This is a genomic window from Coriobacteriia bacterium (assembly GCA_034370385.1).
Taxonomy (GTDB): Bacteria; Actinomycetota; Coriobacteriia; order Anaerosomatales; family PHET01; genus JAXMKZ01.
Genome location: JAXMKZ010000016.1, coordinates 1 through 26,226, shown reverse-complemented (window position 1 = coordinate 26,226; position 26,226 = coordinate 1). Strand labels below are relative to the sequence as shown.

Below are 26,226 nucleotides of genomic sequence, written 5' to 3'. Positions count from 1 at the left end.
CCCGCATGCGTCGGAAGGCGTGAGTAGCGCTGTGAGCTCCCCGTTCCAGGCCCCCAAGGGCACCGTCGATCTCATCGGTGACTCCTCCCGTGCGTGGGAGCATCTGTTGCGCACGGCCCAAGAGCTGTTCGCCCGCTACGGCTACGCGCCGATCTATACGCCCGTGTTCGAGCACACCGAGATCTTCAGCCGCGGCATCGGTGAGGCCACCGACATCGTCGGCAAGGAGATGTACACGTTCCGCGACAAGGGCGACCGCTCTATCACGCTGCGTCCCGAGGGCACCGCGAGCGTCGTGCGGGCCGCGCTCGAGCACAACCTGACGGCAAACGGCCAAGGCGCCAAGGTGTACTACGCCGGTCCGATGTTTCGCTACGAGCGGCCGCAGAAGGGGCGCCAGCGTCAGTTCTGGCAGATCGGCGCCGAGGCGCTGAACATGCCCGAGCCGTCTGCGGACGCCGAGCTCATCGTCTTGCTGTGGCGATTCTTCGAGGCCGTCGGCATCCCTGCGGGTAACATGCGGCTACTGATCAACTCCATGGGGGACGAGCAGTGTCGGCCCGCGTATCGCGAGAACGTCGCGGGCTTCATCCGCAGCCATGCCGCCGATCTGTGCGACGAGTGCAACCGCCGCGCTGACACGAATCCTTTGCGTGCGTTCGACTGCAAGAATCCGGGGTGCGCCGAAGTCATGAGCGCGGCACCGCTTCTGCGAGACGAGCTGTGCGACGAGTGTGCCGCACACTACCGCTCGGTGAAGAGCGCCTTGGACGAGCTCGGCGTGCCGTATGCGGAGGAGCCGAAGCTGGTGCGCGGGCTCGACTACTACACGCGCACGGTCTTTGAGGTTCAGGCCGACGCAGGGCTGGGCTCGCAGAATGCGATCGGCGGCGGCGGGCGTTACGACCGCCTCATGGAGCAGTACGGTGGTCCGCCCACGGCAGGGTTGGGCTTCGCACTCGGCTTCGAGCGCACGCTGCTTGCGATGAACGCCGCAGGTGCGACCGTCGCAGCTCCGGCACGGGCCGACGTGTACGTGGCAGCCGTGGACGACGCCGTTCGCGATGAGGCCTTCACGCTCACGGCCAACCTTCGCGACGCCGGTGTCGCAGCTGAATGCGATCACCAGGCCCGCTCACTGAAGTCGCAGTTCAAGCAGGCCGATCGGCTCGGCGCGCGGTTCGTGGTCGTTGTGGGCCCCGATGAGCTCGCGGCCGGGCAGCTCACCTTGCGCGACATGGGAACGAAAGAAGAGACGAGAATCGCCCTCACCGATGCAGCCGCACTCGTGCGGCACGCGGTGGAGGCGTAGGAAGACCACGATCGTCGCGTGCCGCAGCGGCTCGCGCGCCTTGGAGGAAATCGCATGCTCGATGGACGGTACTCGCTTCGCTCGCACACGTGTGGCTCGATCGGCGCGGCTCAGGTCGGCGAAACGGTGCGGCTTGCCGGCTGGATCGGCAAACGTCGCGACCACGGGGGACTGATCTTCGTCGACCTTCGTGACCGCAGCGGAATCCTCCAGTGTGTCTTCGACCCGGACGCGTCCGGCGCGGCATTCGTGACCGCCGAGCAGGTTCGCCCGGAGTGGGTCGTGCTGCTCGACGGCGTGGTGAGACGCCGCCCCGAGGGAACCGAGAACCCTGGCATGCCCACCGGCGAAGTGGAGGTGGTCATCTCATCGGCGACCGTCTTGAATCGTGCCGAGACGCCGCCGTTCGAGATCGAAGCCGGCATCGAGACCGACGAGCTCACGCGCCTCAAGTGGCGCTACCTCGACATCCGGCGTCCTGAGGTGTTCGCCGCACTCGCGCTTCGCGACCGCGTGACCCAGCGGTTCCGCCGTGCGCTCGAGCACCGCGGCTTCATGGAGGTGGAGACGCCGATCCTCACGAAGTCCACGCCCGAGGGCGCGCGCGACTTCATCGTTCCCAGCCGCCTCAACCCCGGCAAGTTCTACGCCCTGCCGCAGTCGCCGCAGCTGTTCAAGCAGCTTCTGATGGTCGCGGGTATCGAGCGCTACTATCAGATCGCGCGGTGCTTCCGCGATGAGGATCTGCGCGCTGACCGTCAGCCGGAGTTCACCCAGGTCGACATCGAGATGTCGTTCGTGGAGATGGACGACGTGCTCCAGATGATGGAGGACGTCATCCGCGAGGTGTTGCATGAGGCCGCCGTCGATGTGCCCATCCCCCTGCCGCGTATCACCTATACGGAGGCGATGGAGCGTTACGGCTCCGACCGGCCGGACACGCGCTTTGGTCTCGAGCTCGCAGACGCGAGTGAGGTGTTTGCCGCCTCGGAGTTCAAGGTCTTCGCGGGAGCGCTGTCCGGTGGCGGAGCGATCAAGGCGCTCAATGCCAAGGGTGCCGGCGACTGGAGCCGCGGGCGCATCGACGCCCTGAACCAAGCTGCGATCGACGCCGGTGCCAAGGGTCTGGCTTGGGTTGCGTTCACTTCCGACGGCGAGTTCAAGAGCCCTGTGGCGAAGTTCTTCACCGATGCCGAGATGGATGCCTTGCGCACGGTGATGGCCGTCGAGCCGGGCGACTTGGTCTGCATGGTTGCCGACGAGCGCTCGCTTGCCAACGAGGTTCTCGGTGTGCTGCGCCTGCGTCTTGCCGACGAACTGCAGATCGAGCGTACCGGCCACGAGCTGTTGTGGGTCATCGACTTCCCGATGTTTAAGTATGACGCGGAGGAGGAGCGCTGGACGGCGAATCATCACCCGTTCACCCGCCCATTCGACGAGCACATCGCCGCCCTCGATAGCGATCCGGGCTCGGTGCTGAGCTATGCCTACGACCTCGTCATGGACGGGTACGAGATAGGCGGGGGCACGCTTCGCATGCACGACCCCGCGCTGCAGATGAAGGTTCTTGAGACCATCGGTCTGAAGCCCGATGAGGCGTCGTCTCAGTTCGGATTCCTGCTGGAGGCCCTTACGTTCGGCGCTCCGCCCCATGGAGGCATCGCGCTCGGACTCGACCGTCTCGTCATGCTGCTTGCGGGTGCATCTTCGATTCGTGACGTCATCGCTTTCCCGAAGACGTCGTCGGGCGCAGACCCCCTCACGAGCGCGCCGGACGTCGTGAGTGCTCGTCAGCTCCGGGACGTTCATCTCAAGGTCGACTAATCGCCGCTTCGCGCTCAAGACCGGTTCGTTGTTGTTGCGCAGGGCTTGCAGGCGCTACACTTCGAGTCAGGCTACGCCTTGTCCGTGGCTCGGCACATACGGTCGAACCAACACTTCTCTAACGGGAGCCTCACATTTCGTGGCGGACAGGGATCCCTTCATTCGAGGGAAGCTGGAAGTCACGGTGCGGGCACCCACCTGCTGAGGCAGGTTCACCCAGCCGGGCTGCGGCAGGGCGGGCCACGTGGTTGCACTGGGAGGCACCAGCATGCGCAGACTAGTCGTAGCACTCACCGCAGTACTCCTTATCGGCCTGGTCGCTGGCTGTGGCGGGGGCGAAGAGCCGCCAGCCGAGACGCCGGCTGAGGCACCACCTCCAGCGGAGGCGGCCCCAGCGGTCGATCTGGCCAATCCGATACCCGATCGCTCAAAGCCTGAGGACGCCACGGTCTTTGAGGAGTTCCCGCAGTACCCGTCGCTGCCTGCGGCCGTTGGCGAGCGTATCGCCGAGAAGCAGCCGATGCTGATTCTGTTCGTGGACGGGTCACAACAGGTTACCAACGAGGTGCGTTCTGCCGTTGACAAGGCGATCGATGCCAACAGCGGACTGGTCGACCTCATCGTCTATGACATCGGCGAGTACACGAGCATCGACGCCTCTGGCCAGGCGGTGGTCGATGCAGAGGGCATCGTCGAGGACAAGGACGCGTCCGAGGCCGCGGTGCTCGCGTCGGCCCTCAAGGTCGTGGTCACGCCCTACATCGTGATGACCGACGATCAGGGGTACCTCGTCTTTCGCAGCCGTGGGCTTATCGACTCCAAGCTTCTCGAGATGCACATGGAGCGCTTGACCAAGTAGGCAGGGCGTACCACGTGGATTCACTCTTCGACGAGAGCGCGCGAGCTTCGCGTGAGGCCGCCGCTCCCCTCGCCGCACGCTTGAGGCCGCGATCCCTCGATGAGTTCGTCGGGCAGGACGCTGTCGTGGGGGAGGGTACCTGGCTGCGCCGTGCCATCGCCACCGACACCCTGTCTTCGGTGATCCTGTACGGGCCCGCCGGCACCGGCAAGACCAGTCTTGCCCGGATCATCGCTCTGGGCACCCACGCCCACTTCGCTGAGGTGTCCGCAGTGAACTCCGGTGTCGCCGATCTGCGGCGCGCCATGGAAGCGGCCACGACGCGTCTCGAGCTGCAGGGCGGCCGCACCATCTTGTTCATCGACGAGATTCATCGGTTCAGCAAATCTCAGCAGGACGCCTTGCTCCACGCGGTCGAAGACCGTGTTGTGGTGCTGGTCGGCGCGACCACGGAGAACCCCCTGTTCGAGGTGAACGCGCCGCTGGTGAGCAGATCTCGCATCGTAGAACTGGCACCGCTCACCGATGAAGCTGTTCGCACACTCGTCGTCCGGGCGCTCGAAGACGAGCGCGGGCTGCGCGGCCGATTCGTTCTGGAGCCCGAAGCTCAAGACGCCATCGTGCTCGCGGCCGGCGGTGATGCTCGTGCCGCGCTCACCACCCTTGAGCTCGCGTCTGAATGTGCCGCCGCGGGGCTGTCCCCCGAGGTGATCGGTCTAGAGGACGTGCGTGACGCCTCGCCTTCGCGCGTGCTTCCGTACGACAAGAGCGGGGACGCGCACTACGACATCATCAGTGCGTTCATCAAGTCGATGCGCGGTTCCGACCCGGATGCCGCTGTGTACTGGCTCGCACGCATGGTGCATGCAGGCGAGGACCCCAAGTTCATAGCGCGACGCATGCTCATTCTGGCATCAGAGGATGTCGGTAACGCCGATCCGCAAGCCATCCTCGTGGCCCACGCTGCGTTCAAGGCGGCGGAGTCCATCGGGTGGCCTGAGTGCCGCATCAACCTTGCGCAGGCCGTCATCTACCTTGCGCTCGCCCCGAAGAGCAACGCATCGTACCTGGCGATCGACGCCGCCTTAGCCGAGGTGCGGACCGGACCGGCACGGTTGGTCCCGGCTCACCTCAGAGACAGGCATCGTCCGGGTAGCGAGGCGTACGGGGCCTACCTGTATCCGCACGACCACCCCGGTGGTGCGGTAGAGCAGCGCTACCTACCGGACGGCATCGAACGGGGGGCATTCTGGCAGCCGACCGAGCGCGGTTGGGAAGGAGAGCGGCGGGCGGCCGAGCCTGGCGAGGACTGAGTGCTGCCCCCTCGGGTCGCTCGACCGGCTGCTCCAGCTCGGGCAATCGCCGCGCGGTCCTATGGTCGGCCGGCCTTTGCTACACTCACGGCTGACCGCACGTCGGCTTGGAAGGCGCCTCATGGACCCCGTGGATGTGATGCTCATCGTGGCGCTTGGTGCGGCTACCGTCGTGTCGGGCGTGGCGGTATGGGCACTTCGGGAGTCGGTCGCATCGATGCGCTCCATCCGCCGGACTTCCGATGAGGTGCGCGAGCGCGCCGTGCCGCTGCTGGACAAGCTGGACGTCACCGTTGATGCAGCAAACGTCGAGCTTCTGCGCATCGACGCGATCATCACGACACTCGAGGATGCGACGGAGCGCGTATCCTCCGCCTCAGGCACGATCAGCGGCATCGTGAACGTCCCGAGTGAAGTGTTCAGCGACGTTCTGTCGCGACTTCGACGGGGTCGGAGTCAACGTCGGCGTACGGAGTCGTCCGTCGACACACCCGACGAAGACCAGACAGTACACACCCCGGACCAGGGCGCCACGCCCGACGTAGTGAGTCGCACCATGGAGGAAGCATGACCGCAGACCGGATCTCTCTCACGCTGCCAGCGAAGGGCGAGTACGCTCGCGCCGTGCGCATGACGGCCACGGCGCTCGCCAGTCGTATGGGCATGACCTACGACGAAGTGGACGACGTACGCATGGCCGCCGAGGAGGCGTTCGTCTACGCCGTCGACAGCTTGAGCCCGACCGACGACGTCGTCTTCACGTTCTCGGTCGGCGAAGAGGTACTCGAGATCGAGGTCGTGCTCGGGGGTTCGGTGACGGATACGGAGGACGAGGTCGACCGCGCGTCGCTCTCCACCTTCATTCTCGGTTCGGTGTGCGATCGGTACGAGTTCTCAAGCGATGAAGACGGAATCCGGACCCTGACGATCGCCAAGCGCACGGGAATGCCCGATGCCGGTTAGTCGCCGTCCAGCCAAGCAGTCCCGCAAGCTCACGTGGGACAAGGCGTACACCCGCGAGCTCTTCCGTCGGTATCGGCTGGAGGCTGACGAGGTCGCGCGCGACGAGCTCATCACGATGTACCTGAACCTCGTGAAGTACCTCGCGAGCCGATTCAGGAACCGCGGGGAGCCCATCGATGATCTCGTGCAGGTCGGCACCATCGGCCTGATCAAGGCGATCGACAGGTTCGACATCGAACGCCAGGTCGAGTTCACGACCTACGCGACGCCCACGATCGTCGGTGAGCTCAAGCGCCACTTCCGCGACAAAGGCTGGGCGATCAAGGTCCCCCGGAGGCTTCAAGAGCTGTCCTTTCGAGTCAACCAGGCTGTTGATGCGCTCACCCAGCGGCTCCAGCGCTCCCCAACGATCGCGGAGATCGGTGAGTACGTCGGGGTCACCTCGGAGGAGGTGCTCGAGGCGATGGAGACGAGCGAGGCGTACAACTTCGTCTCGCTTGAAAGCGATCGCGGAGGCGACGGTTCTGACTCGTTCTCGATCCTGGAGTACGTGGGGAAGGACGACGCGCTGATGCTCGCCGTCGATGACCGCACCACCTTGCAGACGGCTTTCAAGCAGCTCACACCGCAGGAGCAACGCGTGCTGTACCTGCGCTTCTTCGAAGGGCGCACCCAGACCGAGATAGCCAGACAGCTCGAGATCTCGCAGATGCAGGTTTCAAGGCTCCTGCGCCGCACGCTTCGGGTGCTGCGCGAGAACATCGTGAGGGAGTGAGCCACCCATGGAGTTCCCGCAGAGCCGACAGATGAGCTGGCGCACCGTCTACTACGCGACGTGGGCGAGCATAGGGGTCCTGATCCTTGTCGGTGTGGCGCTTTGGGGAATCGGGCGTCTCGCGGGCGCGATCGCGCCTTTCGGGATCGCGTTCCTCTTCGTGTTTCTCATGCAGGGAGCCGTGGCTCGGCTGGTGCAGCGGGGTGTTGGCAGGTCCGCGGCGGTCGCGGCGTGCTTCGCTGTGGGGTTCCTTGTGGTGTCGTTGGCTCTCGTGTTCATCGTCCCGGTCGTGACGCGTCAGCTCGTGTCGTTCGCCAGGGACATCCACCAGTACCGCGCGCAGGTGCAAAGCGTGATCGACCAGGTGCTGGCCAGTCGGCTGTTCGGCGACCTGAGCGATATGACGGTACCAGACATGCTCAAGGACGCCGCCGAGACGCTGTCACTGGCGGGAGCCGACCTGTTCGTGGACGCCGGCAACCTGGTCGCCCGCGGCATCGTATCGACCGGGACGGGGCTGGCGACCATCGTCTTCGACCTCTTTCTCGGTACGGTCATCGCCTATTGGACACTGAGGGACCTCCCCAAGATCCGCGCGGAACTCCGCGTGCTCGCCGGTGATAAGTACGAAGACGACCTCGAGAACCTGCTGAGCACAGTCGGCCGGGTGGTTGGGGGGTACTTGAGGGGTCAGACGGTGGCATCGTTGGTGACCGGTCTGCTTGCCGGAATCGGTTTGGCCATCATCGGCGTCCCCTACGCGCTCGTGCTTGGCCTCATCACCTTCGTGCTCAACTACGTGCCCTACGTCGGACCTATCATCTCAGCTGGTCTGGCTGGCCTCATGGGGCTGTTCATCGGATGGCCTCAGGCCTTGGTGGCGATCGGTATCGTGATCGCAGCGCAGCAGGTGACCGATCTCTTCATCACGCCGCGGGTCATGTCGGACCAGGTCGACCTCCATCCGACGCTCGTGATATTCTCGCTGCTCGTCGGGGGGGTCCTGCTTGGCTTCTGGGGCATGATTCTCGCGATACCGGTGGCGGCGACGACCAAGGGGCTGTTCGTCTACTACTGGGAGGCCAGAACGGATCGTTCGCTGGCCTCAGAGGACGGCGCGCTGTTCCGGGCCGCACCCCAAAGCGACGGCGATGACGATCTTGACGGAGGCGTCACGCCCCAAGAACGGGCTATCGAGGTGCCCAACGACGATGAGGGAGCAGGCACGTGAAGTCGGCTGAGATTCGAGAGAGCTTCCTGACGTTCTTCGAGGGCAAGGGGAGCAGGCGGCTGCCTTCTTCTTCGCTCATCCCCGATGACCCGTCGCTCCTGCTCACCACGGCGGGCATGGTGCAGTTCAAGCCCGTGTTCCTGGGCGTGAAAGAGCTCGGGTTCACGCGTGCGACGACTGTGCAGAAGTGCGTGCGCACGACCGACATCGACATCATCGGCACGACCGGGCGGCATCACAGCTTCTTTGAGATGCTCGGCAACTTCAGTTTCGGCGACTACTTCAAGCGGGAAGCGATTCGCTGGTCGTGGGAGTACTCCGTCGATGTGCTGGGGCTCGATGAGAGCCGGATATGGGCGTCGATCTACGAGGACGATGACGAGGCCGAGGCGCTGTGGCTTCAGGAGTCGCGCGTGCCCGCTGAGCGCATCGTGCGGATGGGAGCGAAGGACAACTTCTGGTCCGCCGGTCCCACGGGTCCGTGTGGACCGTGTTCTGAGCTCTACTACGACCAGGGTCCTGCGCTGGGCTGTGGGTCAAAGACGTGTGCACCCGGGTGCGACTGCGATCGCTATCTGGAGTACTGGAATCTGGTCTTCATGCAGTACGACCGTGGCGAGGACGGGAGCCTGACCCCGCTTCCCAAGCAAAACATCGACACCGGCATGGGTCTGGAGAGGATCGCCGCGATCCTGCAAGGCGTCGACACCAACTTCGAGACCGACATCCTGCGAAACATGATGTCGCTCGCCGAGGAGATCACCCACGTGACGTACGGGGGCGGCGGACGCAACGACACGTCACTGCGCATCCTCGCTGATCACGCGCGCGCCGTCTCGTTCATGATCGCCGATGGCATCCTCCCCGGTAACGAAGGGCGCGGCTATGTCCTGCGCCGACTCCTTCGTCGCGCGGTGCGCCATGGTAGGTTGCTGGGCGTCGAGGACGCGTTCCTCTTCAGGCTCGTCGCCAACGTGATCGAGCAGATGGGCGAAGCCTACCCCGAGCTGGTGGCGCACAAGGAGCTCATCCATCGCATCGTGTCGAGCGAGGAGGAGCGCTTCAGCGCCACCCTCAAGACCGGCGTGGCCTTTCTGGAGGTCGAGCTGTCCACGATGGCTGCGGGTGGCGAGAGCATGCTCGACGGAGGAATCGCCTTCACGCTCCATGACACCTACGGGTTCCCGTACGAACTCACGGCCGAGATCGTCGCTGAGAAGGGCTACACGGTCGACGAGGAGGCCTTCCGCGCCGAGATGACTGCGCAGCGCGACCGTGCACGGGCCGCGGTCAAGGATGACTCATGGTCGGCGTATGGCGGGGCGTTTGCCTCAATCGCCAAGGGCTCGAAGGCCACGGAGTTCTTGGGCTACGAGTCCGACGAAGCGGATGCGACCGTCCTGGCCATACTCGCGGACGGTGTGCTGGTCGAGACGGCCTCTGATGGCGACGCTGTGCAGGTCGTCTTGGACCGCACGCCCTTCTACGGCGAGCAGGGCGGTCAAGTAGGTGACACCGGGGTCCTGACCACCGAGTCGGGTGCGCGGGTTCGCATCGACGACACCAAGATCCCCGAGCCCGGCGTGTACGCTCATAGCGGCGTCGTCGAGTCGGGAACGCTTGCAGTCGGTGAATCGGTGCATGCGGCCATCGACGTCATACGGCGCGAGCGCATTCGGCGCAACCACACTGCGACTCACCTTCTGCACTGGGCGCTGCGCCTCGTGCTCGGTGAGCACGCCACGCAGGCGGGGTCCGCCGTGACACCGGATCGTCTGCGCTTCGATTTCACCCACTTCGAGGGGCTGTCTCGTCAGCAACTCGACAAGATCGAGCGGCTCGTCAACGCCAAGGTGTTTGAGAATCACCCGGTGCTCGCTTACGAGACCTCGCTCGCCACGGCGCGCGAACAGGGTGTCACCGCCCTGTTCGGCGAGAAGTACACCGAGTTCGTACGGGTGCTCGAAGTGGGCAACTTCAGTCGCGAGCTGTGCGGCGGCACCCACATCTCTCGGACCAGTGAGATCGGCTTCGTGAAGGTCATCTCCGAGGGCTCAGTGGGTGCCAACTTGCGCCGCATCGAAGCCGTGACGAGTTTCGACGCCTACGACTTGATTCGCACGGAGGAGGCCGAACTCACCGAGGCGGCCGATGTCATGAAGGTGCCGCCGCGCGACGTTGCCGAGAAGGCTGCCCTGCTCGTGAAGCGCGTCAAGGAGCTCGAATCGGGTGGACAGCGCCTGAAAGACGCGGTCTCCGATGACCTCATCAGCAAGCTGCTGGATACGGCGGTGGACTCCGGTGGCTACCGGCTCGTGGTGACCAAGGCGGTTGAGCTGCGCGCGGCCGGCATGCGCACGCTGTGGGACATCCTCAGGGCACGCGGAGTGGACGCGGTCGTTCTCGTGGCCAGCGACGTGGACACCGACAAGCCGATCTTCCTGGCCGCGGGCAACGACAAAGCCCTCGGTGCAGGCTTCGATGCCGGATCCATCGTACGGGCGATTGCCCCGGTGCTCGACGGGCGGGGCGGTGGCAAGCCCGCCTTGGCTCAGGGCGGTGGCGAGGATGCGACCAAGCTCGATGAAGCACTCATCTTGGTGCGAGGCATGCTGGGTGTTGGCTGAGGCGGCAAGCCGATGAGTCGCCTGCTCGGGCTCGATATCGGCGAGAAGCGCATCGGCGTCGCGGTGTCTGACCCGGGTCGCCGGGTGGCCACACCGCTCACCGTCCTGGATGCGGCTCGCGTGCGCGCGGATGCCCGTGAACTGATTCGGCTGATCGACCAGTACGAGGCCTCAGGGTTGATTGTGGGTCTGCCGTTGACCCTGTCAGGCGAGGAGGGCCCTCAGGCGCGCCGGGTACGCGAGTCGATCGGACGCTTGGCGCAGTTCTTGCCCGTACCCGTCTCGTTCGTCGACGAGCGGCTGACATCCAGCGAGGCTGGCCGCAGGATGCGCGAGGCCGGCCTGACAGAGAAGCAACAGCGTGGCAGCAAGGACATGGTTGCGGCCGCGATTCTACTGCAAGCGTATCTCGATGAATCGCACGAAGAGCATGATGACGCGGAGGCTGACGGTGGCGCGAACACCCGCTGAGAGGCGACGGAGAGCCCGGTTCGCGCGGCGGGCCCTGGTCATCCTCGTCTCAGGTCTACTGGTCTTTGGAGTGTTGATGGCATGGGCTGCCTGGTCGATTCTCTATCGCGTTGAAGAGGTCGTGACCGAAGGCCGACCCGTTCAGATCGAGATCGAGAACGGTTCAACGACCGCCGCTATCGGCGCCCAGCTGGCCGAGGCCGGCGTGATACCCAACCGGACGATGTTTCGGGTTCAGGCGCGTATCGGGAGAGCCGACGGAAAGCTGCGCTCAGGCGTCTACGATCTGGCTACGGGGATGTCATACAGCTCCGTACTCGACCAGCTTCAAGCAGGTCCGCTGATCGAGTACATGAGTGTCACGATTCCCGAGGGTTTCGTGGTCGAGCAGGTCGCGGACCGGCTTGAGAAGCAGGCCGGTATCCCCGCGGATGAGACTCTGGCGCTTGCCAAGGGCGGAGCCCGGGAGTTCGTCGAGGATCATCCGTACCTTGAAGACGCCTACGACGGCTCACTCGAGGGCTACCTGTTCCCGAAGACCTACCGTCTGAAGCAGGGGGCGACGGCCCGCGAGGCGCTCGAGATGATGCTCGACCAGTTCGACCGCGAGATCGTGGAGGTGGATACGGAAGCGGCGAAATCTCGCGGGCTGGGTCTCAACGAACTCGTCGTTCTGGCGTCCATGGTCGAGCGCGAGGCGCAGCTCGATCGCGAGCGCCCGATCGTCGCCTCCGTGATCATGAACCGCCTTGCGAAGAACATGCTGCTTGAGATAGACGCCACGGTCGAGTACGTCCTGCCGGGCAACCGTTTCCGGCTGAGCTACCGTGATACTGAAGTCGACAGTCCGTACAACACGTACCGGAACAAGGGTCTTCCGCCAGGCCCGATCGCAAGTCCGGGGCTGGCATCGCTTCAGGCTGCAGCGACTCCTGCCGACACACGGTTCATCTACTATGTTCTGACGGGCAAGGACGGTACGCACACGTTCACTACGAATCGGGCGGACTTCCTTAAGGCGAAGCAGAAGTCGAAAGAGGTGTTCGGCAAGTGACATCGGGCAACGAGAAGCCGGTGGCGACGCCGGCGATCCTGATCGAGGGCGCGCGCAAAGGCTACGGGGCCGCAGCGGTGGGCAGACCCGAGGCGGTCGTCGAAGTGTCGCTGTCCGTCTCGCCGGGCACCATCCACGGGCTGCTAGGCCCCAACGGCGCCGGAAAGACCACGACCCTCAAGATGCTTCTTGGCCTAGTGAAGCCCTCCGGGGGACGATTCGAGATCCTTGGTGTGGATGCCACGACGCCCGGCGCGCGATCACAGCTGGGATTTCTGGCCGAGCAGCCCTACTTCCCGCCACAACTGCGTGCAGGCGAAGCCCTTCGCTTCTACGGCCGCCTATCGGGCCTTTCCCGCGACAGAATCGATGGTGAGCTCGATGCGCTGCTGAAACGGGTCGGGCTTGAGGGCCGTGGTGATGTGACGCTGTCACGCTTCTCCCGGGGAATGCTACAGCGCCTTGGCCTGGCGCAGGCGCTTCTGGGCGCTCCGCCCGTGGTGGTCTTGGATGAGCCGGCTTCAGGGCTTGATCCGGTAGGCCAGCGTGACGTGCGCAACCTCATGCTGAAGATGAAGTCTCAGGGCACGACCGTCCTGCTGTCTTCGCACCAGCTTTCAGAGGTTGAAGCGGTGTGCGACGAAGTGACCGTGCTTGACAGGGGACGTGTCGCAGGGCGTGGGCACATCGATGATCTACTGAATGTCGCCGGACAGACGTCGATTCGCGCACGCGGAACGGGTGAGCTGCCTGAGCCGGTCGCTCGCGCGGCGAGCGAGGTCGCGTTCAGCGGCGAGGTGACCGAGTTCTCCGTGTCGGATGAGTCCGTGCGCAGGATCGTCGATGTTTTGGACGATGCGGGGTGGCGTGTCGTCTCCGTGGTGCCGAAGCGTGAGAGTCTCGAGGATTACTTCGCGAGGTTGCTCTCCCGAAACGAAGGGGAGGCAGCGTGATGGACACGATGCTTGCCATCGCGACAGCCGTGCTTACGGACGCCATCCGCCGAAAGGTCGTATGGGTCGTCGTCATCTTCGCGGCGATCCTGTCGTTCGTGGCGCCTAGTCTGCCCAGCTACGGAGCGGGGGTTGTCGGATCGGTCTACCGCGAGGTCGCCATCTCCTTGTTGTTCGCGGCCGCTCTCGTGGTCACACTGGGACTCGCATCGACCCGGATTCCCGCAGAGACCGAACGCCGCACGGTCTACAACATTCTCAGCCGAGATGTACGCCGCTGGCAGTATCTGGTGGGCACGTGGCTCGGCCTGTGCGGTGTGGTGGGTGCGGTCATCGCCGCATTCACCGTGGTGGCGGTAGCTGTCGGCGGCATCGCGTACCGCGAGACAATGTGGATCCTGTTCGAAGCGGCGTTCGCCGTCTGGCTCGAGATGGGCGTCATCGCGGCCATCACGATCTTGCTCTCGGCACGGTTCGGGCCGGTCACGAATGTTGTCGGCGCGCTCACCTTCGTCTTCGCGGGACATTCGGTCGGCGGGCTCATCGGAGGCGTGCATGGCGAACCCCCATGGTGGCTGCCGAGCCTCGATGTGTTCAACGTTATCGCACCCGTGGCTCACGGCTCGGGCTATGGGATCGGATATGCGGCCGGGATGGTCGGTGCGTTCGGCGCCCTGTCGGGCCTACTGCTTCTCGGCGCGACGGCCCTGTTCGAGAGGCGTGACCTCTGATGCGCCTCGAAATACGGCACAGCCGCATGATGGTCGCTGCGGTTCTTGTCGGCGTCCTTGTCGCCTCCATGGTGCTGATGTCCGTGAGCGCACCGGACACGGGAATGACCGGGGCAGGCAAGGCCCTCGGGCAGGCTGGTTTCGCGTACGCCAGCGGCCTGCGGAGGTTCGCGGCGGCTGTTCTATGGAATCGACTCGAGCCGTTGTTCCACGACTACTACGAAGACACCGTCCTGACAGACCAGCTCTACATGCTGCCTACGATCCGCATGGTCACGATGCTTGACCCGCAGTTCCAGCAGGGATACTTCGTCTCAGCTTGGATCGTCAGGTCCCGGATGGGCGAAGAGCAAGGCATCGCAGTCGCTCGGGATGGATTGGTCAACAACCCGCAGGCAGGCCTGATGCACGCGAATCTGCTCCAGCTCCTGATGCTGGCCGACAAGGATGCGTATCGCCCCGAGATCGCGCGCCTCACCTATCTGATAGTCGGCGACAGCGTTGAGTGGCATGACGAGGAGGAGCGCTTCGAGGGCCTCGCGATCGCGCGAGATTCCTTGCTGTCTCTGGGCGATGATGCGCGTGCTCAGGCCGTGGCGACCGAACTTGCGCGCTTGCGCGCCGAGGGCATCGGGCTTGGCGACCATGATCATGACGGCGACGGAAAGCAGGATCACTAGGTGCTCTCACCCGACTACTACCACCGCAGCGTCCATGACATCGATCTTGATGCGCTCAAGGGCCGCGGCGTGGACACGTTGCTCGTCGACTTGGACAACACGTTGTTGCCGCGCGACACGAACATCGTGCCCGACGACCTGCATGCGTGGGCCGCTCGAGTCACCCAGTCCGGCTTCACGGTGTGCCTTGTCTCCAACAACTGGCACGACCGCGTATTCGGAGTGGCTGATGAGCTCGGCTTCAAGTTGGTCGCCAAAGCGGTCAAGCCGCTGCCCTTCGCCCTTCTCAAGGGACTGTCGCTCGTCGGCTCGTCCCGATCGCGGGCTGCTGTGGTGGGCGACCAGATGTTCACCGATGTGCTCGGCGGCAAGCTCATCGGCGCTGTGACGGTTCTCGTGGCGCCGCTGTCTGAGTCGGACCTACCTCATACGTTGCTCCTGAGGCGCCTTGAGCGGGCGCTGCTGGCGGACCGCCAGCCTGTGCCCTAGACTCGAGACGTAGCCCGTCTGCACCGGTTGGACGAGGGACGTGCATGAGAAGTATCGACGGACAGACGAAGATCGCGGGTGTCTTGGGGCGGCCCCTTGGCCATTCTCTTTCACCGGCGATGCACAACGCCGTCTACCAGCAGCTGGAGCTCAACTGGGTCTACCTGCCGGTCGAACTCGCTGACGAGGTCGGTCTGCGTCGGTTCATGGCGCTGGCGCCCTCGCTTCGCTGCGTGGGATTCAACGTGACCATGCCCTTCAAGCAGGCTGTCTTGGAGCTCTGCGACGAGGTCGCGACGGCGGCCAGCATGGCGGGAGCGGTCAACACCGTGCACGTCGTGGAGGGACGGCTGGTGGGGTACAACACCGATGGTCGTGGGCTACTCGAGGCCTTGGAAGAGGAGGCGGGCTTCACGCCCGCGGGCAAGGACGTGGTGATACTGGGGGCCGGGGGTGCGGCAGGCGCGGCGTTCGTGGCGTTCCTGCTGGCGCGCGCTGCATCGATCACCGTCGTGAACCGCGACATGGATCGTGCTGACGAACTCATCGATCGCATGCGTGGTCACCTCGGGGCGGCGAAGGCCTCGTCGGTCTCCGTCTACGCGGCCGAGCAACAGATCGGTGCTGCCGACCTGATCGTCAACGCGACGCCTGCAGGGATGAAGCCAGAAGACGAGAGCCCCATCCCCGTCGAGTGGCTGCGACCGGGACAGCTTGTCTACGACATGGTCTACGGGACCCCGGAGCCCACGGCGCTCGTCTCAGGCGCACGCAGCGTCGGCGCGCGTGCGCTCGATGGCCTGGGGATGCTCGTGTGCCAGGGTGCGATCGCGGTGGACATCTGGAACGACAGCAAGCAGGTTCGGACCCCGCGGGAGACGATGAGAGCGGCCGCCGAAGCCGCCCTTTGCGCACGAGGCGCAGGGGGACGACCGTGACCGCACACGCGACCGCACAGCGGCTCGGGCGTATGCTCGTACGCGCAACACTCATCACCGAGGAGCAACTGCGGCAGGCTGGGGAGGAGTCGCAGGGGCGGTCGCTCATCGCCACTATCGACGGGCTCGGCTTCGCGACCGAGACGGCGATCGCCAAAACCGTCGCCGAACAGATGGGGCTGGCCTTCGTCGACGTGGGCTCTTACGACATCGATCCCAACGCCGCGATGCTCATATCCACGGATCTGATGCGCAAGTATCTCGTTCTCCCGATCAAGGAAGAAGACGACGAGCTGATCGTCGCGATGGCCGATCCCGCCAACATATTCGCCGTTGACGACCTGCGAATCGTCACTCGCAAGGAGGTTCGTCCGGTCGTTGCGGCCGAGGGCGAACTCATCATAGCGATCGAGCGATTCACGACGAGTCAGGCCAACGTCAACGACATGCTCGGCGATCTTGAGGATTCTCTCGTCTCGCATGGTGACGAGGAGGGGGAAGATGAGGGTGAGAGCACCGGCGTCGCCAAGCTCATGAACCAGATCGTCACCGACGCGATTCGGCAGGGTGCAGGTGACATCTACATCGAGCCGTACGAGACCCAGATGCGCGTCCGGTACCGCATCGACGGCGTCTGCCGCGAGGTGTTCACGTCTCCCAAGACGATGCACCGGCAGCTCATCAGCCGGCTCAAGATCACTTCCAACATGGACATCTCCGAGCGACGGGTCCCCTTGGACGGCCGATTCGGAGTCGTGTTGGACGGCAAGTCCGTGGACTTCCGCGTTGCCACTCTTCCGCTCGTGCACGGCGAACTGGCGGTTCTGCGACTACTGCGCAAGGACTCGATCATGCTCTCGCTCGCGGACCTCGGTTTCGGCGAGCAGAACATGCGCTTGCTTCTGGACGCGTTGGCGTTGCCGTACGGGGCGATTCTCGTCACCGGCCCGACGGGCTCGGGAAAATCGACGACTCTCTACGCCGCCATCAATGAGACCAACGACCCCAAGACCAACTTGATCACCGTCGAGGACCCGGTCGAGTACCGCCTTCCGGGCCTCTCTCAGGTGCACGTCAACGAGAAGGCCGGGCTGACGTTCGCGGCGGCGCTGCGCTCCATCCTGCGTCAAGACCCCGACAAGGTGATGATCGGTGAGATCCGTGACAAGGAGACCGGCACGATCGCCATCGAGGCGGCGCTCACGGGACACCTTGTGCTGTCGACCCTGCACACCAACGACGCGCCGTCGGCGCTCACGCGGCTGACCGAGATGGGAATCGAACCGTTCCTGACGGCCTCCGCGGTCACGTTGGTGGTAGCCCAGCGTCTCGCGCGTCGGCTCTGCAAGGAGTGCAAGCAGCAGTACACCCCCGAGGAGGTCGCGCTGCAGCGCATCGGGTACCCGTTTGAGGCCGGCAACCCTCCGAAGCTGTTCCGCGCAACAGGCTGCAAGAAGTGTGGCGGGATCGGCTACAAGGGCCGAATGGGCGTGCATGAGGTGATGGCGATGTCCGAGACGATGGAGCGGCTCACCGTCGAGAACGCCTCGTCTGATGAGGTGAAACGTCAGGCGATCGCCGAGGGCATGCTCACCTTGCGTGACGACGGGTTCTCCAAAGTCGGTCAAGGCATCACGTCTCTCGAGGAGATTCTGCGCGTCGTCGTGTGATTCGGCGCACAAGCGTCCGGGTACGCATCGTCGTGCATAACCGCAGGTCGGTTGTGTGGTGTCCGCCTTCGTGAGAACATGGGTTCGCCTGCCGCTCAGCGGCTGGTTTGGCAGCGCGCGCCCACGTGCGGTGCCGGTTTCCGGGCCTGTGGGGAGGTGTTCTACGGAGTGGCAGACAACGCGTTTGGCGACTTCTTCTTGACTGACGTCGACGATGAGCCCCTCGACGAGGACGATGACCTGATCGCCGTTCCTGTCGTGGTACCGACGGCTGCCACTTCTGCAGCGGTCGCACCCGTCGCCCCCGAGCCGGTGGCGACGACGCCCGTCCCGACTCCCGCACCTTCGCCGGCCCCCGCTGCTCGTCCCGCAGCGGGCGTACGCAAAGCCACCCGCGAAGAGCGGTTGGCGGTGGCGCTCAATGAGCTCATGCAAGAGAGTCAGGAGATCCAGGCGGCGGCCCTCGTGTCGCTCGACGGGTTCACCATGGCCTCGGCGCTGCCCGATGGCATGCAGGAGGATCGCGTCGGCGCGATGTCGGCGGCGATCCTCGGGCTCGGCGAACGCGCTGCGGCCGAGCTTGGACGGGGATCCCTTACTCAGGTGTTCATAGAAGGGGAGGGCGGATACGTGATGCTTATCGCGGCGGGGGATCGCGCCGTTCTCACCTGCTTGGCTGACATCGACGCGAAGCTTGGCCTGGTTCTCTACGACATGCGTGCCGCTGCGGATGCCATCGCCGGCATCCTTGGCTAGTTCCCGTAACGGCTTCGACCCCCAGAACGGATGCGGAACGCTCGATGGCGCTGCGCGGTAACCTCAGAGACTTCAGTCTCCCGGATGTCTTCCAGCTGGTGACGTTCAGCCGGAAGACGGGTGTGCTGCGTATCGAGCGCGAAGACGGTGCAGCGGGGGGCGTGTGGTTTCGGGACGGTGAGGTCTTCTTCGCCAGTTCGAACTGGCACTCGGAGCCGCTCGGCGAACGCCTTGTCAAGGCGCATCGAATCACACCACAGGCCCTGAAGCGAGGGCTTGAGATGAGAGCCGAGGAGCCCGCCCATGGGCGACGGCTCGGGCAGATACTCACCGACGAGGGATACATCACGGAGGCCGTTCTCGAGACGTTCGTCTCCGAGCAGATCCAAGACACCATCTTCGACCTCATGCGCTGGGAAGAAGGCGAGTTCGATTTCGAGAGCATGCCCGAGGTCGTCGAGGAGGACATCGGGCTCACCGTCTCTATTGAGAACGTCGTCATGGAGGGCTCCCGCCGCCTCGAAGAGTGGGGCCGCATCAAGAAGAAGATCCCGTCGACAGACGTGGTCTTCAAGATGGCCACGGCGCCTGGCGAGGGCACGTTCGAGATATCTCTCAAGCCGACCGAGTGGCAGCTACTGCTCCTGATCGACGGCACGCGGTCGGTCGCCGAGTTGGCCACTGCTACCGGGCGGACCGACTTCGAGGTCGCTCGAGTCATCTACGGCCTCTTCTCGGCCGGACTGCTCGAGTTCGCTACGGAAGAGGAGATCGAGCACAACCGCGCCGAGCGGGCCGAGCGAGAAGCGAAACTGGCCGAGATCGAGGCCAAGCGCCTCAAGGCCGAGCAGGCCGAGCAGAAGGCGGCGCTCGAGCGTGAGGCCAAGCTCGAGGCCGAGTCCGAGAAGCGCCGCGAGGCCGAGAAGCCCGAAGTGCCCGCTCACACCGAAGCCCATAAGACGAACGAGCCGGTCGAGGAGCCCGAGTTCTTGGGCCACCCGGCGGCCGCGACGAGCGCCGACGACCAAGCCGTGCTCGACGAGTTCATGGGCGCCATCCTGAGCGCTCCGCCGGCGCCCTATGCTGAGGCGAGCGATGAGCAAGCCCCGGCGGTGCCGAAGCAGCCCTACGTGCCCGCCGAAGAGCCAGCGTTCATGAGCGTCGACCGTGACGAGGAATCCGACGCGGCATTCGTGCCCGTGTCATCGGTGGAGGAGTTGCTTCCGGGTTTCGGTGCCCCCGCTGAGGTCGATGCCGCCATAGATGCGATCGCAGCATCGTTCGAGATCCCTTCGGAGCCTGAGCCCGAGCCAGAACCAGAGCCCGAGCCTGAGCCAGAACCAGAGCCCGAGCTGCTGCCAGAGCCAGAGCCTGCGACCTCTCCCGGCGCTGATTTCGAGCGTGATCTCATGGCCCTCGGACTGGGCGAGATGCCCCTCGACCTACTAGAGCCGATCGTGGTTCAAGCTGAACCCGAGCTGCTGCTGCCCGAGCCGGCTGAACCCATGTCTCAGCTGGCAGATTCCACCGTCGGGGCCGCGGAAGGACCCGATTCAGACGATGCTTTCCGCGTGACCCCGGTGGATTTCGGCACGATCATCGACCTGGATATGGTCTCAGGTGAAGTCCCGGCACCGGCGCCCATCGACCAGGACGAACCAGTTCTGGTGCTTCCGGAGGTTGAACCTGACTTCAGCGCGCTTCTTGAGTCGCTCGATGTGGATGCCGAGGAGCCTGCTGCAGATGGTGCCACGAGCGCTGACTTCGACGCCGAACTGCTGCGGGATGAGGCCCCCGCACCCGCCGGGGGCGTCATCTCGACCGATGCGTTCCTCGAGGACATCGGCATGGATGACCTTGGATTCTCGGGGGGGCTTACTGATGAGCTCTCGGCGCTGACGGGCGCCGATCGGAGGCAACCGGCGCGGCCGCAAGTCAGCGTCAACGCCATCCCCGACGCGGGGATGCTGCACCGTGATGCGCGCGTGGACAAGGATACTGTCATGAAGATCATCGAGGGCATCAAGGGCCTGTAAGGGAGAAGCGCGAAATGCAGTCGGTCAAGGTCGTCGTCACCGGTCCGTTCAACGCCGGCAAGACGACGTTCATCAAAGCAGTCAGCGAGATAACGGTGCTCTCGACTGAGCGTCAGGTGAGTGACGCTTCCGGAGAAGGTAGCGGCGAAACCACCGTCGCTATGGACTTCGGTCGCATCACGGTCTCTGACGACGTGGTCCTGTATCTGTTCGGTACCCCGGGCCAGGCCAGATTCTCCTTCATGTGGGAGACGCTCTCTGAGGGAATGCTGGGATTCGTGCTGCTGGTGGACACGACCGAACCCGGCACGTTCGCCGATGCCAAGGAGATGATCGAGTTCTTCACCCAGATGTCGGATGTGCCTTTCGTCGTCGCGGCGAACAAGGTGGACGCTGACGACACCGAAACGATTCGACGGGTTCGCACCGAACTGGCACTGGCCGACGCCATCCCGCTCTTGCCGGTGGATGCCCGCGAGCGGGATTCGGTCAAAGCCGTGCTGCTTGGCCTGCTGTACGAGATTCTCGAAAGCATGGGGTAGGTTCGTGATGGACGTTGGGCTCATCATCCTGGCCTCAACGTTCGTTCTGTTCGTCATCGCTGCGGTCTCGTTCGTCTCATCGCTCGTGCGCCATCGGCGCCAACGGCGGTTTGCCGGGGCTTTGCAGGAAGTCCACGTGACGTCGCCGGGCGGGGGCGGCCCGATGGATACGAACCTTGAGGGATTGACGGTAGAGGTGGCCGCGGACTCTCTGAGCGCCTCGCTCCTGACCCCACTGCGCGCTGGCGAGTGGATGCCACCAGCGGATCCGGCACCTGCGGCGAGCCTTGACGAGGCATCGCTTGCCGGGAGAATCGCCACGTTCGAACCGCTTCCCAGCATCTCAGAGCCTCAGTTCGCCGTGGAGCAGTACGAGCCTTGGGAGGTTGAGCCGACCACCCCCGGCCTTCCGGTGAGGCAGGCTGCCGCACCCATGGCGGGCGTTCCGCTCGCCCTGCAGGTCCCCGAGGTCACCGCTCCCTCGGACCCCGTTGCCGCCGATACCGCGACCGACAGCGACCTTGACAGGGAACTCGCCGCCCTCATGCCCACTGCGGTCTTCGAGCCGGTGGCTGAACAGGCCGTGACGGTTGTCGCAACGGTACCGGCGCCCGTCTCGGTCCCGGTGCAGGCAGCCGCGGCACCTGTCACTGTGCCTCCTTTGCCGACCACCTCCGCTCCGGCGCCATCGGTGCCCGCGCTACCTGTGGCCCCGGTGGTCGCACCGATGCCCGAGCCTGTCGCCGTACCGATGCCCGAGCCCGTCGCCGCACCGACCCCCGCACCGACGCCCGCACCTGTCGCCGTCCCCGCGCCGATTCCGGCACCCGTCGCCGTGCCCGAGCCGATTCCGGCACCTGTCGTCGTGCCCGTGCCCGTGCCCGTCGCCGAGCCGCCCGCTCCGACCCCTGCACTTCAGGCTGCAGCCAAAGAGGAGTACTGGGAGGACATGCTGCGGGGCCAGCAGCCTCCGGAGACGCCCCGGGCGCAGGTGCGGGCCGCCGAGGCGCGCCCCGAGGTTCACGTCTCCGCCTCAGAGCCGCCCGCCGTGCCGCAGTCTGTGCCTGTCGCTCAGTCGCGTCCGGCCCGCGTCAGACCGGTCGCCCGCGTGCGGTCTGCCGAAGGTCTGCTGGTGGAGTTCGCTCCCGCCGCCGCGGTAGGCGAGGGGCCGGACTCGCGTCGCGGGGCAGTGCCTGAGCTTGTCATGGAGGCGCCGGTCGAGATGTGGTTCGGTGAGGCCCGGGTCGGAGTGAAGGCCGGCACGGCCACGTACGACCGATTCAGAAAGTACGCTGACGTCCTCCTGCAGGACCTGCGCGCCACCAAGATGCGCGTGTGAAATGCGGCGCGTGTGCCGCACGCTGTATGATGCAGCTGACTCGGTGCGATGACGTAGGCAGTTCATCGTGCTCCGCACGGGCGCAAAGGACATCGTAGGTGGCGGAAGCCGGACAGAGACTCGGTCAGCTCCTCATGCGGGCCGGTGTGATCACCGATAAGCAGCTCAACGACGCGCTTGAGGTGCATCGCGCTACCGGTAGTCCGCTCGGTCGGGTGCTCGTCGACCTCGGCTACGCCACGCAAGGCGCGATCCTGTCGGTGATGGCGAAGCAGATCGGGATCGAGTATGTGAACTTCGCCGAGCGCCCGCCTGAGGCCAATGCGGTGACCGCCGTGCCGAAGGAACTCGCGCAGCGCTACACGCTCATGCCCGTCGCAGTGCTCGACAACACGCTGCTCGTGGCGATGGCTGACCCACAGAACGTGCTCGCCTTGGACGACCTTCGGATCATCACCGGCTATGAGATCAAGCCCGCGATCTCGACTCGCGACGACATCGTGGCGGCGATCGACGAGTACTACAAGGTCGCCGAACACACGACTGACGATGAGTTCGTCTCCACCGAGGACATCGGAGACGACGAGCTCGCTCAGCTCACGGACGTCGAAGCCGAGGCCCCGGCCGTCAAGCTTGTGAACTACATCATCCAAAAGGCCGTGGCTGATCGAGCCTCGGACATACACATCGAGCCCCAGGAGAACGATCTGAGGGTCCGCTTCCGGGTCGATGGCGTGCTGCATGAAGTCATGCGCAGCCCGAAGTCGACCCAGCAAGCGATGATCTCTCGCTTCAAGATCATGGCCGAGATGGATATCTCCGACTCTCGCCGACCGCAGGACGGCCACTGCGCGGTGACCGTGGGTCCTCACAAGTTGGATTTCCGCGTCTCATCGCTGCCGACCGTCTATGGCGAGCGCATCGTGCTCCGAATCCTGCGCAAGGACTCGATTCTGCTCAAGCTCTCTGACCTCGGGTTCCTGCCCTCGTCACTCGATCGTTTTGAGTCCTCGTTCACCAAGCCGTATGGCGCGATCCTGGTAACAGGGCCTACCGGTTCGGGTAAGTCGACGTCGCTCTATGCGGCCATCAACGTTCTGAACGATCCGGGCCGTCACATCGTCACCGCTGAGGACCCGGTCGAGTACCGGCTTCCCGGGGTGAACCAGTGCCAGATGAACCACAAGGCGGGGCTGGATTTCGCGCGGGCGTTGCGGTCGTTCCTGCGATGCTCGCCGGATGTCATTCTGGTGGGCGAGATCCGCGACCAGGAAACGGCGCAGATCGCCATCGAATCGGCCCTCACCGGTCACCTCGTTCTGTCGACACTCCACACCAACGACGCGGCGAGCGCCGTCACGCGGCTCATAGAGATGGGCGTGGAGCCCTTCCTCGTCTCGTCGGCCGTGGGCTGCATCCTCGGGCAGCGCCTTGCCCGTAAGCTCTGTCCGGAGTGCAAGCAGGAGTGGCGCCCCAAGCCAGAAGTGCTAATCGAAGCGGGTTACCGTGCCGATAACCTCCCTGAGATCGTCTTCAAGGCCGGCGGCTGCCGCAAGTGCGGTGGCACCGGCTACCGTGGTCGAATCGGCGTGCACGAGGTGCTCCTCATGTCCGAGGAGATTTCGCGCCTGTGCGTCGAGGAGGCGACGGCCGAAGAGGTGAAGAAGGTTGCCGTGCAGCAGGGCATGCTCACGTTGCGAGAGGACGGGCTGGAGAAGGTCCGTATGGGCAACACGTCGATCGAGGAGATCGTTCGGGTCATCGTCTGACGAACGGACGAGTGCAGTTTAGGAGCAGCAGATGGCATCGTTCAGTTACACGGTCAGGGATAAGGCCGGCAAGGTAGCCAAGGGTAAGCTCGAGGGCGAGAGCAAAGAGGCCGTGCAGGCCAAGCTCACCCAGATGGGCTACATCATCCTTGAGCTCGATCAGCAGGGTGGCCTGTCCCTACTCAACGGCGTCACGTTCGGGACGGGTGTGAAGGTCAAGGACGTGACGATCTTCTCGCGTCAGTTCTCGACGATGATCAACGCCGGTCTATCGCTGACCAAGTGCCTGAGCATTCTGGGCGGCCAAACTGAGAACCGCTACCTTCGTGAAACCATCGCCCAGGTCGGCAAGGACGTTGAGGCTGGCCAATCGCTGTCCGATTCCCTCGGTCGGCACCCTAAGATCTTCCCGCCCATATTCATCAACATGGTGCGCGCCGGCGAGACCGGTGGTGTACTCGACGAGGTCTTGAACCGTCTGGCTGATCACTTCGAGCAAGAGGCCGCCCTCAAGGGCAAGATCAAGTCCGCAATGGCGTATCCCGTGGCGATGGGCGGCATGGTCCTCGCGATCCTCGCGGCCATGATGGTGTTCGTCGTGCCCACGTTCGAGAAGATGTTCTCTGATATGGAGAGCGATCTGCCCGCGATGACCCAGCTCTTGGTGGACCTGTCTGATTTCGTTGCCGGCTTTGGCGGGGTCGCCGTCGTTGTGGGGTTCGCGGCCGTTATCTACGCCTTCAAGTGGTGGTCGAAAGGCCCCGGTCTGCTCATCTGGGATAGTGCCAAGCTCCGTATGCCGGTGTTCGGGACGCTTACTCGCAAGATCGCGCTCGCGCGGTTCACCCGTACCTTCGGAACGCTCGTCTCCGCCGGCGTGCCGATTCTGTCGGCCCTCGACATCGTGGGCGACACCGCAGGCAACGAAGAGGTGGCACAGGCGGTCAAGAAGGTAAGGGCCGCTATCAAAGAGGGCGAGACCATCGCCAAACCGCTTGGCGAGAGCAAGGTCTTCCCGTCGATGCTCGTCCAGATGATCGCGGTCGGCGAGGAGACCGGCGCGCTGGACGCCATGCTCAACAAGATCGCTGACTTCTACGACGAGGAGGTCGGGGCCGCGGTCGACGGTCTCACCTCGCTGATCGAACCGCTCATGATGGCACTGCTCGGCGTCGTGGTCGGCGGCATGGTCATCGCCCTGTACCTGCCGATGTTCAACGTCATCTCGCTCGTCAAGTAGAGCCAATGGGGGCACGTGCTCCAGTTGGGGGGTGAACTGACATGAAGGTGTGGCGCACGGAACACGGATTCACCCTGGTGGAACTGATGGTCGTGGTTCTCATTATCGGCATTCTCATCGCACTCGCTGTTCCCGTATTCAACGCCGCCTCGGCTAACGCCGAGGAGAAGACATGCGCTGCCAACCGACGAATCGTCGACGGCGCCATCAATACCTACGTTTCCGCGGACCCCGATCACACATCTGCGGACATAACAGCGGTGGACGACGCTGACTTGGTTCCAGACTATCTGAAATGGGCCCCGCAGTGCCCGGCTGGCGGTGTCTACTCCGTCAGCGGGGGATCGACTGGTTGCACGTGGCCTAGCCACTAGGACCTGCTTGAGAATCCCTCTAAAGTCCGTCGTTCTGCGCTCCGATACAGGGTGTGTCGGAAGTTGAGGTGGCCAGACAGGCCACCCACGAACCCCGCAAGGGGGAAGGAGGTGCGGAACTCATGAAGATGCTCCGCAAGCAGGAGGGCTTCACCCTCGTCGAGCTCATGGTCGTCGTTCTCATTATCGGTATCCTCATCGCAGTCGCAATCCCGGTCTTCAACGCCGCCTCGGCCAACGCTGAGACCAAGACGTGCCAGGCCAACGAGCGTACGCTCAG

25 protein-coding genes and 1 other RNA gene are annotated in these 26,226 nt (G+C 64.4%); all 26 read left to right on the top strand.

From position 1 onward, the window contains the following. Positions 1-31 precede the first annotated feature (31 nt). Positions 32-1,312 carry a histidine--tRNA ligase gene (gene hisS, locus U1E26_04280; GenBank protein ID MDZ4168858.1) on the top strand — a complete coding sequence of 427 codons (1,281 nt, stop codon included), beginning with the start codon at positions 32-34 and terminating at the stop codon, positions 1,310-1,312. Between the two features lie 54 nt (positions 1,313-1,366). Beyond that, the gene (gene aspS / locus U1E26_04275; GenBank protein ID MDZ4168857.1) at positions 1,367-3,136 is read left to right on the top strand and encodes an aspartate--tRNA ligase; all 1,770 of its coding nucleotides are present in this window, start codon (positions 1,367-1,369) and stop codon (positions 3,134-3,136) included. A gap of 69 nt (positions 3,137-3,205) precedes the next feature. Beyond that, a non-coding RNA gene (ssrS, locus tag U1E26_04270) (6S RNA) lies at positions 3,206-3,382 on the top strand. Between the two features lie 22 nt (positions 3,383-3,404). Then, the gene (locus tag U1E26_04265) at positions 3,405-3,995 is read left to right on the top strand and encodes a hypothetical protein (GenBank protein MDZ4168856.1); all 591 of its coding nucleotides are present in this window, start codon (positions 3,405-3,407) and stop codon (positions 3,993-3,995) included. A gap of 14 nt (positions 3,996-4,009) precedes the next feature. Beyond that, positions 4,010-5,308 (top strand): replication-associated recombination protein A, encoded by a 1,299-nt coding sequence (locus tag U1E26_04260; GenBank protein ID MDZ4168855.1) that lies wholly within the window; start codon positions 4,010-4,012, stop codon positions 5,306-5,308. A gap of 121 nt (positions 5,309-5,429) precedes the next feature. After that, a complete protein-coding gene (locus U1E26_04255; protein MDZ4168854.1) occupies positions 5,430-5,879 on the top strand; it encodes a hypothetical protein in 450 nt (149 codons plus the stop codon). Next, the gene (locus U1E26_04250) at positions 5,876-6,271 is read left to right on the top strand and encodes an ATP-binding protein (protein MDZ4168853.1); all 396 of its coding nucleotides are present in this window, start codon (positions 5,876-5,878) and stop codon (positions 6,269-6,271) included. Before U1E26_04255 ends, U1E26_04250 begins: the two co-directional genes overlap by 4 nt. Next, the gene (locus U1E26_04245; protein MDZ4168852.1) at positions 6,261-7,046 is read left to right on the top strand and encodes a SigB/SigF/SigG family RNA polymerase sigma factor; all 786 of its coding nucleotides are present in this window, start codon (positions 6,261-6,263) and stop codon (positions 7,044-7,046) included. The genes U1E26_04250 and U1E26_04245 overlap by 11 nt, the downstream gene beginning before the upstream one ends. 7 nt (positions 7,047-7,053) lie before the next feature. Next, positions 7,054-8,277: an AI-2E family transporter gene (locus tag U1E26_04240; GenBank protein ID MDZ4168851.1), complete on the top strand. Its 1,224-nt coding sequence runs from the start codon at positions 7,054-7,056 to the stop codon at positions 8,275-8,277. Beyond that, the gene (gene alaS / locus U1E26_04235; protein ID MDZ4168850.1) at positions 8,274-10,904 is read left to right on the top strand and encodes an alanine--tRNA ligase; all 2,631 of its coding nucleotides are present in this window, start codon (positions 8,274-8,276) and stop codon (positions 10,902-10,904) included. Before U1E26_04240 ends, alaS begins: the two co-directional genes overlap by 4 nt. Before the next feature lie 12 nt (positions 10,905-10,916). Next, on the top strand, positions 10,917-11,375 hold the full coding sequence (gene ruvX / locus U1E26_04230; GenBank protein MDZ4168849.1) for a Holliday junction resolvase RuvX: 459 nt from the start codon (positions 10,917-10,919) through the stop codon (positions 11,373-11,375). Next, positions 11,317-12,429 (top strand): endolytic transglycosylase MltG, encoded by a 1,113-nt coding sequence (mltG, locus tag U1E26_04225; GenBank protein ID MDZ4168848.1) that lies wholly within the window; start codon positions 11,317-11,319, stop codon positions 12,427-12,429. The genes ruvX and mltG overlap by 59 nt, the downstream gene beginning before the upstream one ends. After that, the gene (locus U1E26_04220) at positions 12,426-13,382 is read left to right on the top strand and encodes an ABC transporter ATP-binding protein (protein ID MDZ4168847.1); all 957 of its coding nucleotides are present in this window, start codon (positions 12,426-12,428) and stop codon (positions 13,380-13,382) included. The genes mltG and U1E26_04220 overlap by 4 nt, the downstream gene beginning before the upstream one ends. Then, positions 13,379-14,113 (top strand): hypothetical protein, encoded by a 735-nt coding sequence (locus U1E26_04215; protein MDZ4168846.1) that lies wholly within the window; start codon positions 13,379-13,381, stop codon positions 14,111-14,113. Before U1E26_04220 ends, U1E26_04215 begins: the two co-directional genes overlap by 4 nt. After that, on the top strand, positions 14,113-14,793 hold the full coding sequence (locus U1E26_04210; GenBank protein ID MDZ4168845.1) for a hypothetical protein: 681 nt from the start codon (positions 14,113-14,115) through the stop codon (positions 14,791-14,793). The genes U1E26_04215 and U1E26_04210 overlap by 1 nt, the downstream gene beginning before the upstream one ends. Next, a complete protein-coding gene (locus U1E26_04205) occupies positions 14,794-15,282 on the top strand; it encodes a YqeG family HAD IIIA-type phosphatase (GenBank protein ID MDZ4168844.1) in 489 nt (162 codons plus the stop codon). It abuts the gene before it with no gap. A 44-nt stretch (positions 15,283-15,326) separates the two neighbouring features. Next, complete coding sequence (gene aroE / locus U1E26_04200) at positions 15,327-16,220, top strand: shikimate dehydrogenase (GenBank protein ID MDZ4168843.1); 894 nt, start codon at positions 15,327-15,329, stop codon at positions 16,218-16,220. Beyond that, positions 16,217-17,890, top strand: a complete 1,674-nt coding sequence (locus U1E26_04195; protein MDZ4168842.1) for an ATPase, T2SS/T4P/T4SS family — start codon at positions 16,217-16,219, stop codon at positions 17,888-17,890. The genes aroE and U1E26_04195 overlap by 4 nt, the downstream gene beginning before the upstream one ends. 168 nt (positions 17,891-18,058) lie before the next feature. Continuing rightward, a complete protein-coding gene (locus U1E26_04190; protein MDZ4168841.1) occupies positions 18,059-18,646 on the top strand; it encodes a roadblock/LC7 domain-containing protein in 588 nt (195 codons plus the stop codon). Between the two features lie 44 nt (positions 18,647-18,690). Beyond that, positions 18,691-20,682, top strand: a complete 1,992-nt coding sequence (locus U1E26_04185) for a DUF4388 domain-containing protein (protein ID MDZ4168840.1) — start codon at positions 18,691-18,693, stop codon at positions 20,680-20,682. 14 nt (positions 20,683-20,696) lie between these two features. After that, positions 20,697-21,224 carry an ATP/GTP-binding protein gene (locus tag U1E26_04180; GenBank protein MDZ4168839.1) on the top strand — a complete coding sequence of 176 codons (528 nt, stop codon included), beginning with the start codon at positions 20,697-20,699 and terminating at the stop codon, positions 21,222-21,224. A 7-nt stretch (positions 21,225-21,231) separates the two neighbouring features. Further along, complete coding sequence (locus U1E26_04175) at positions 21,232-22,563, top strand: hypothetical protein (protein MDZ4168838.1); 1,332 nt, start codon at positions 21,232-21,234, stop codon at positions 22,561-22,563. 98 nt (positions 22,564-22,661) lie between these two features. Continuing rightward, positions 22,662-24,332 carry an ATPase, T2SS/T4P/T4SS family gene (locus tag U1E26_04170; GenBank protein MDZ4168837.1) on the top strand — a complete coding sequence of 557 codons (1,671 nt, stop codon included), beginning with the start codon at positions 22,662-22,664 and terminating at the stop codon, positions 24,330-24,332. A gap of 31 nt (positions 24,333-24,363) precedes the next feature. Further along, complete coding sequence (locus U1E26_04165; GenBank protein ID MDZ4168836.1) at positions 24,364-25,572, top strand: type II secretion system F family protein; 1,209 nt, start codon at positions 24,364-24,366, stop codon at positions 25,570-25,572. Positions 25,573-25,613: 41 nt separating this feature from the next. Then, entirely contained in the window at positions 25,614-25,946 is a 333-nt protein-coding gene (locus U1E26_04160) for a prepilin-type N-terminal cleavage/methylation domain-containing protein (GenBank protein MDZ4168835.1), read from the top strand. A gap of 122 nt (positions 25,947-26,068) precedes the next feature. Continuing rightward, a partial coding sequence (locus U1E26_04155; protein MDZ4168834.1) for a type II secretion system protein occupies positions 26,069-26,226 on the top strand: 158 nt, incomplete at its 3' end.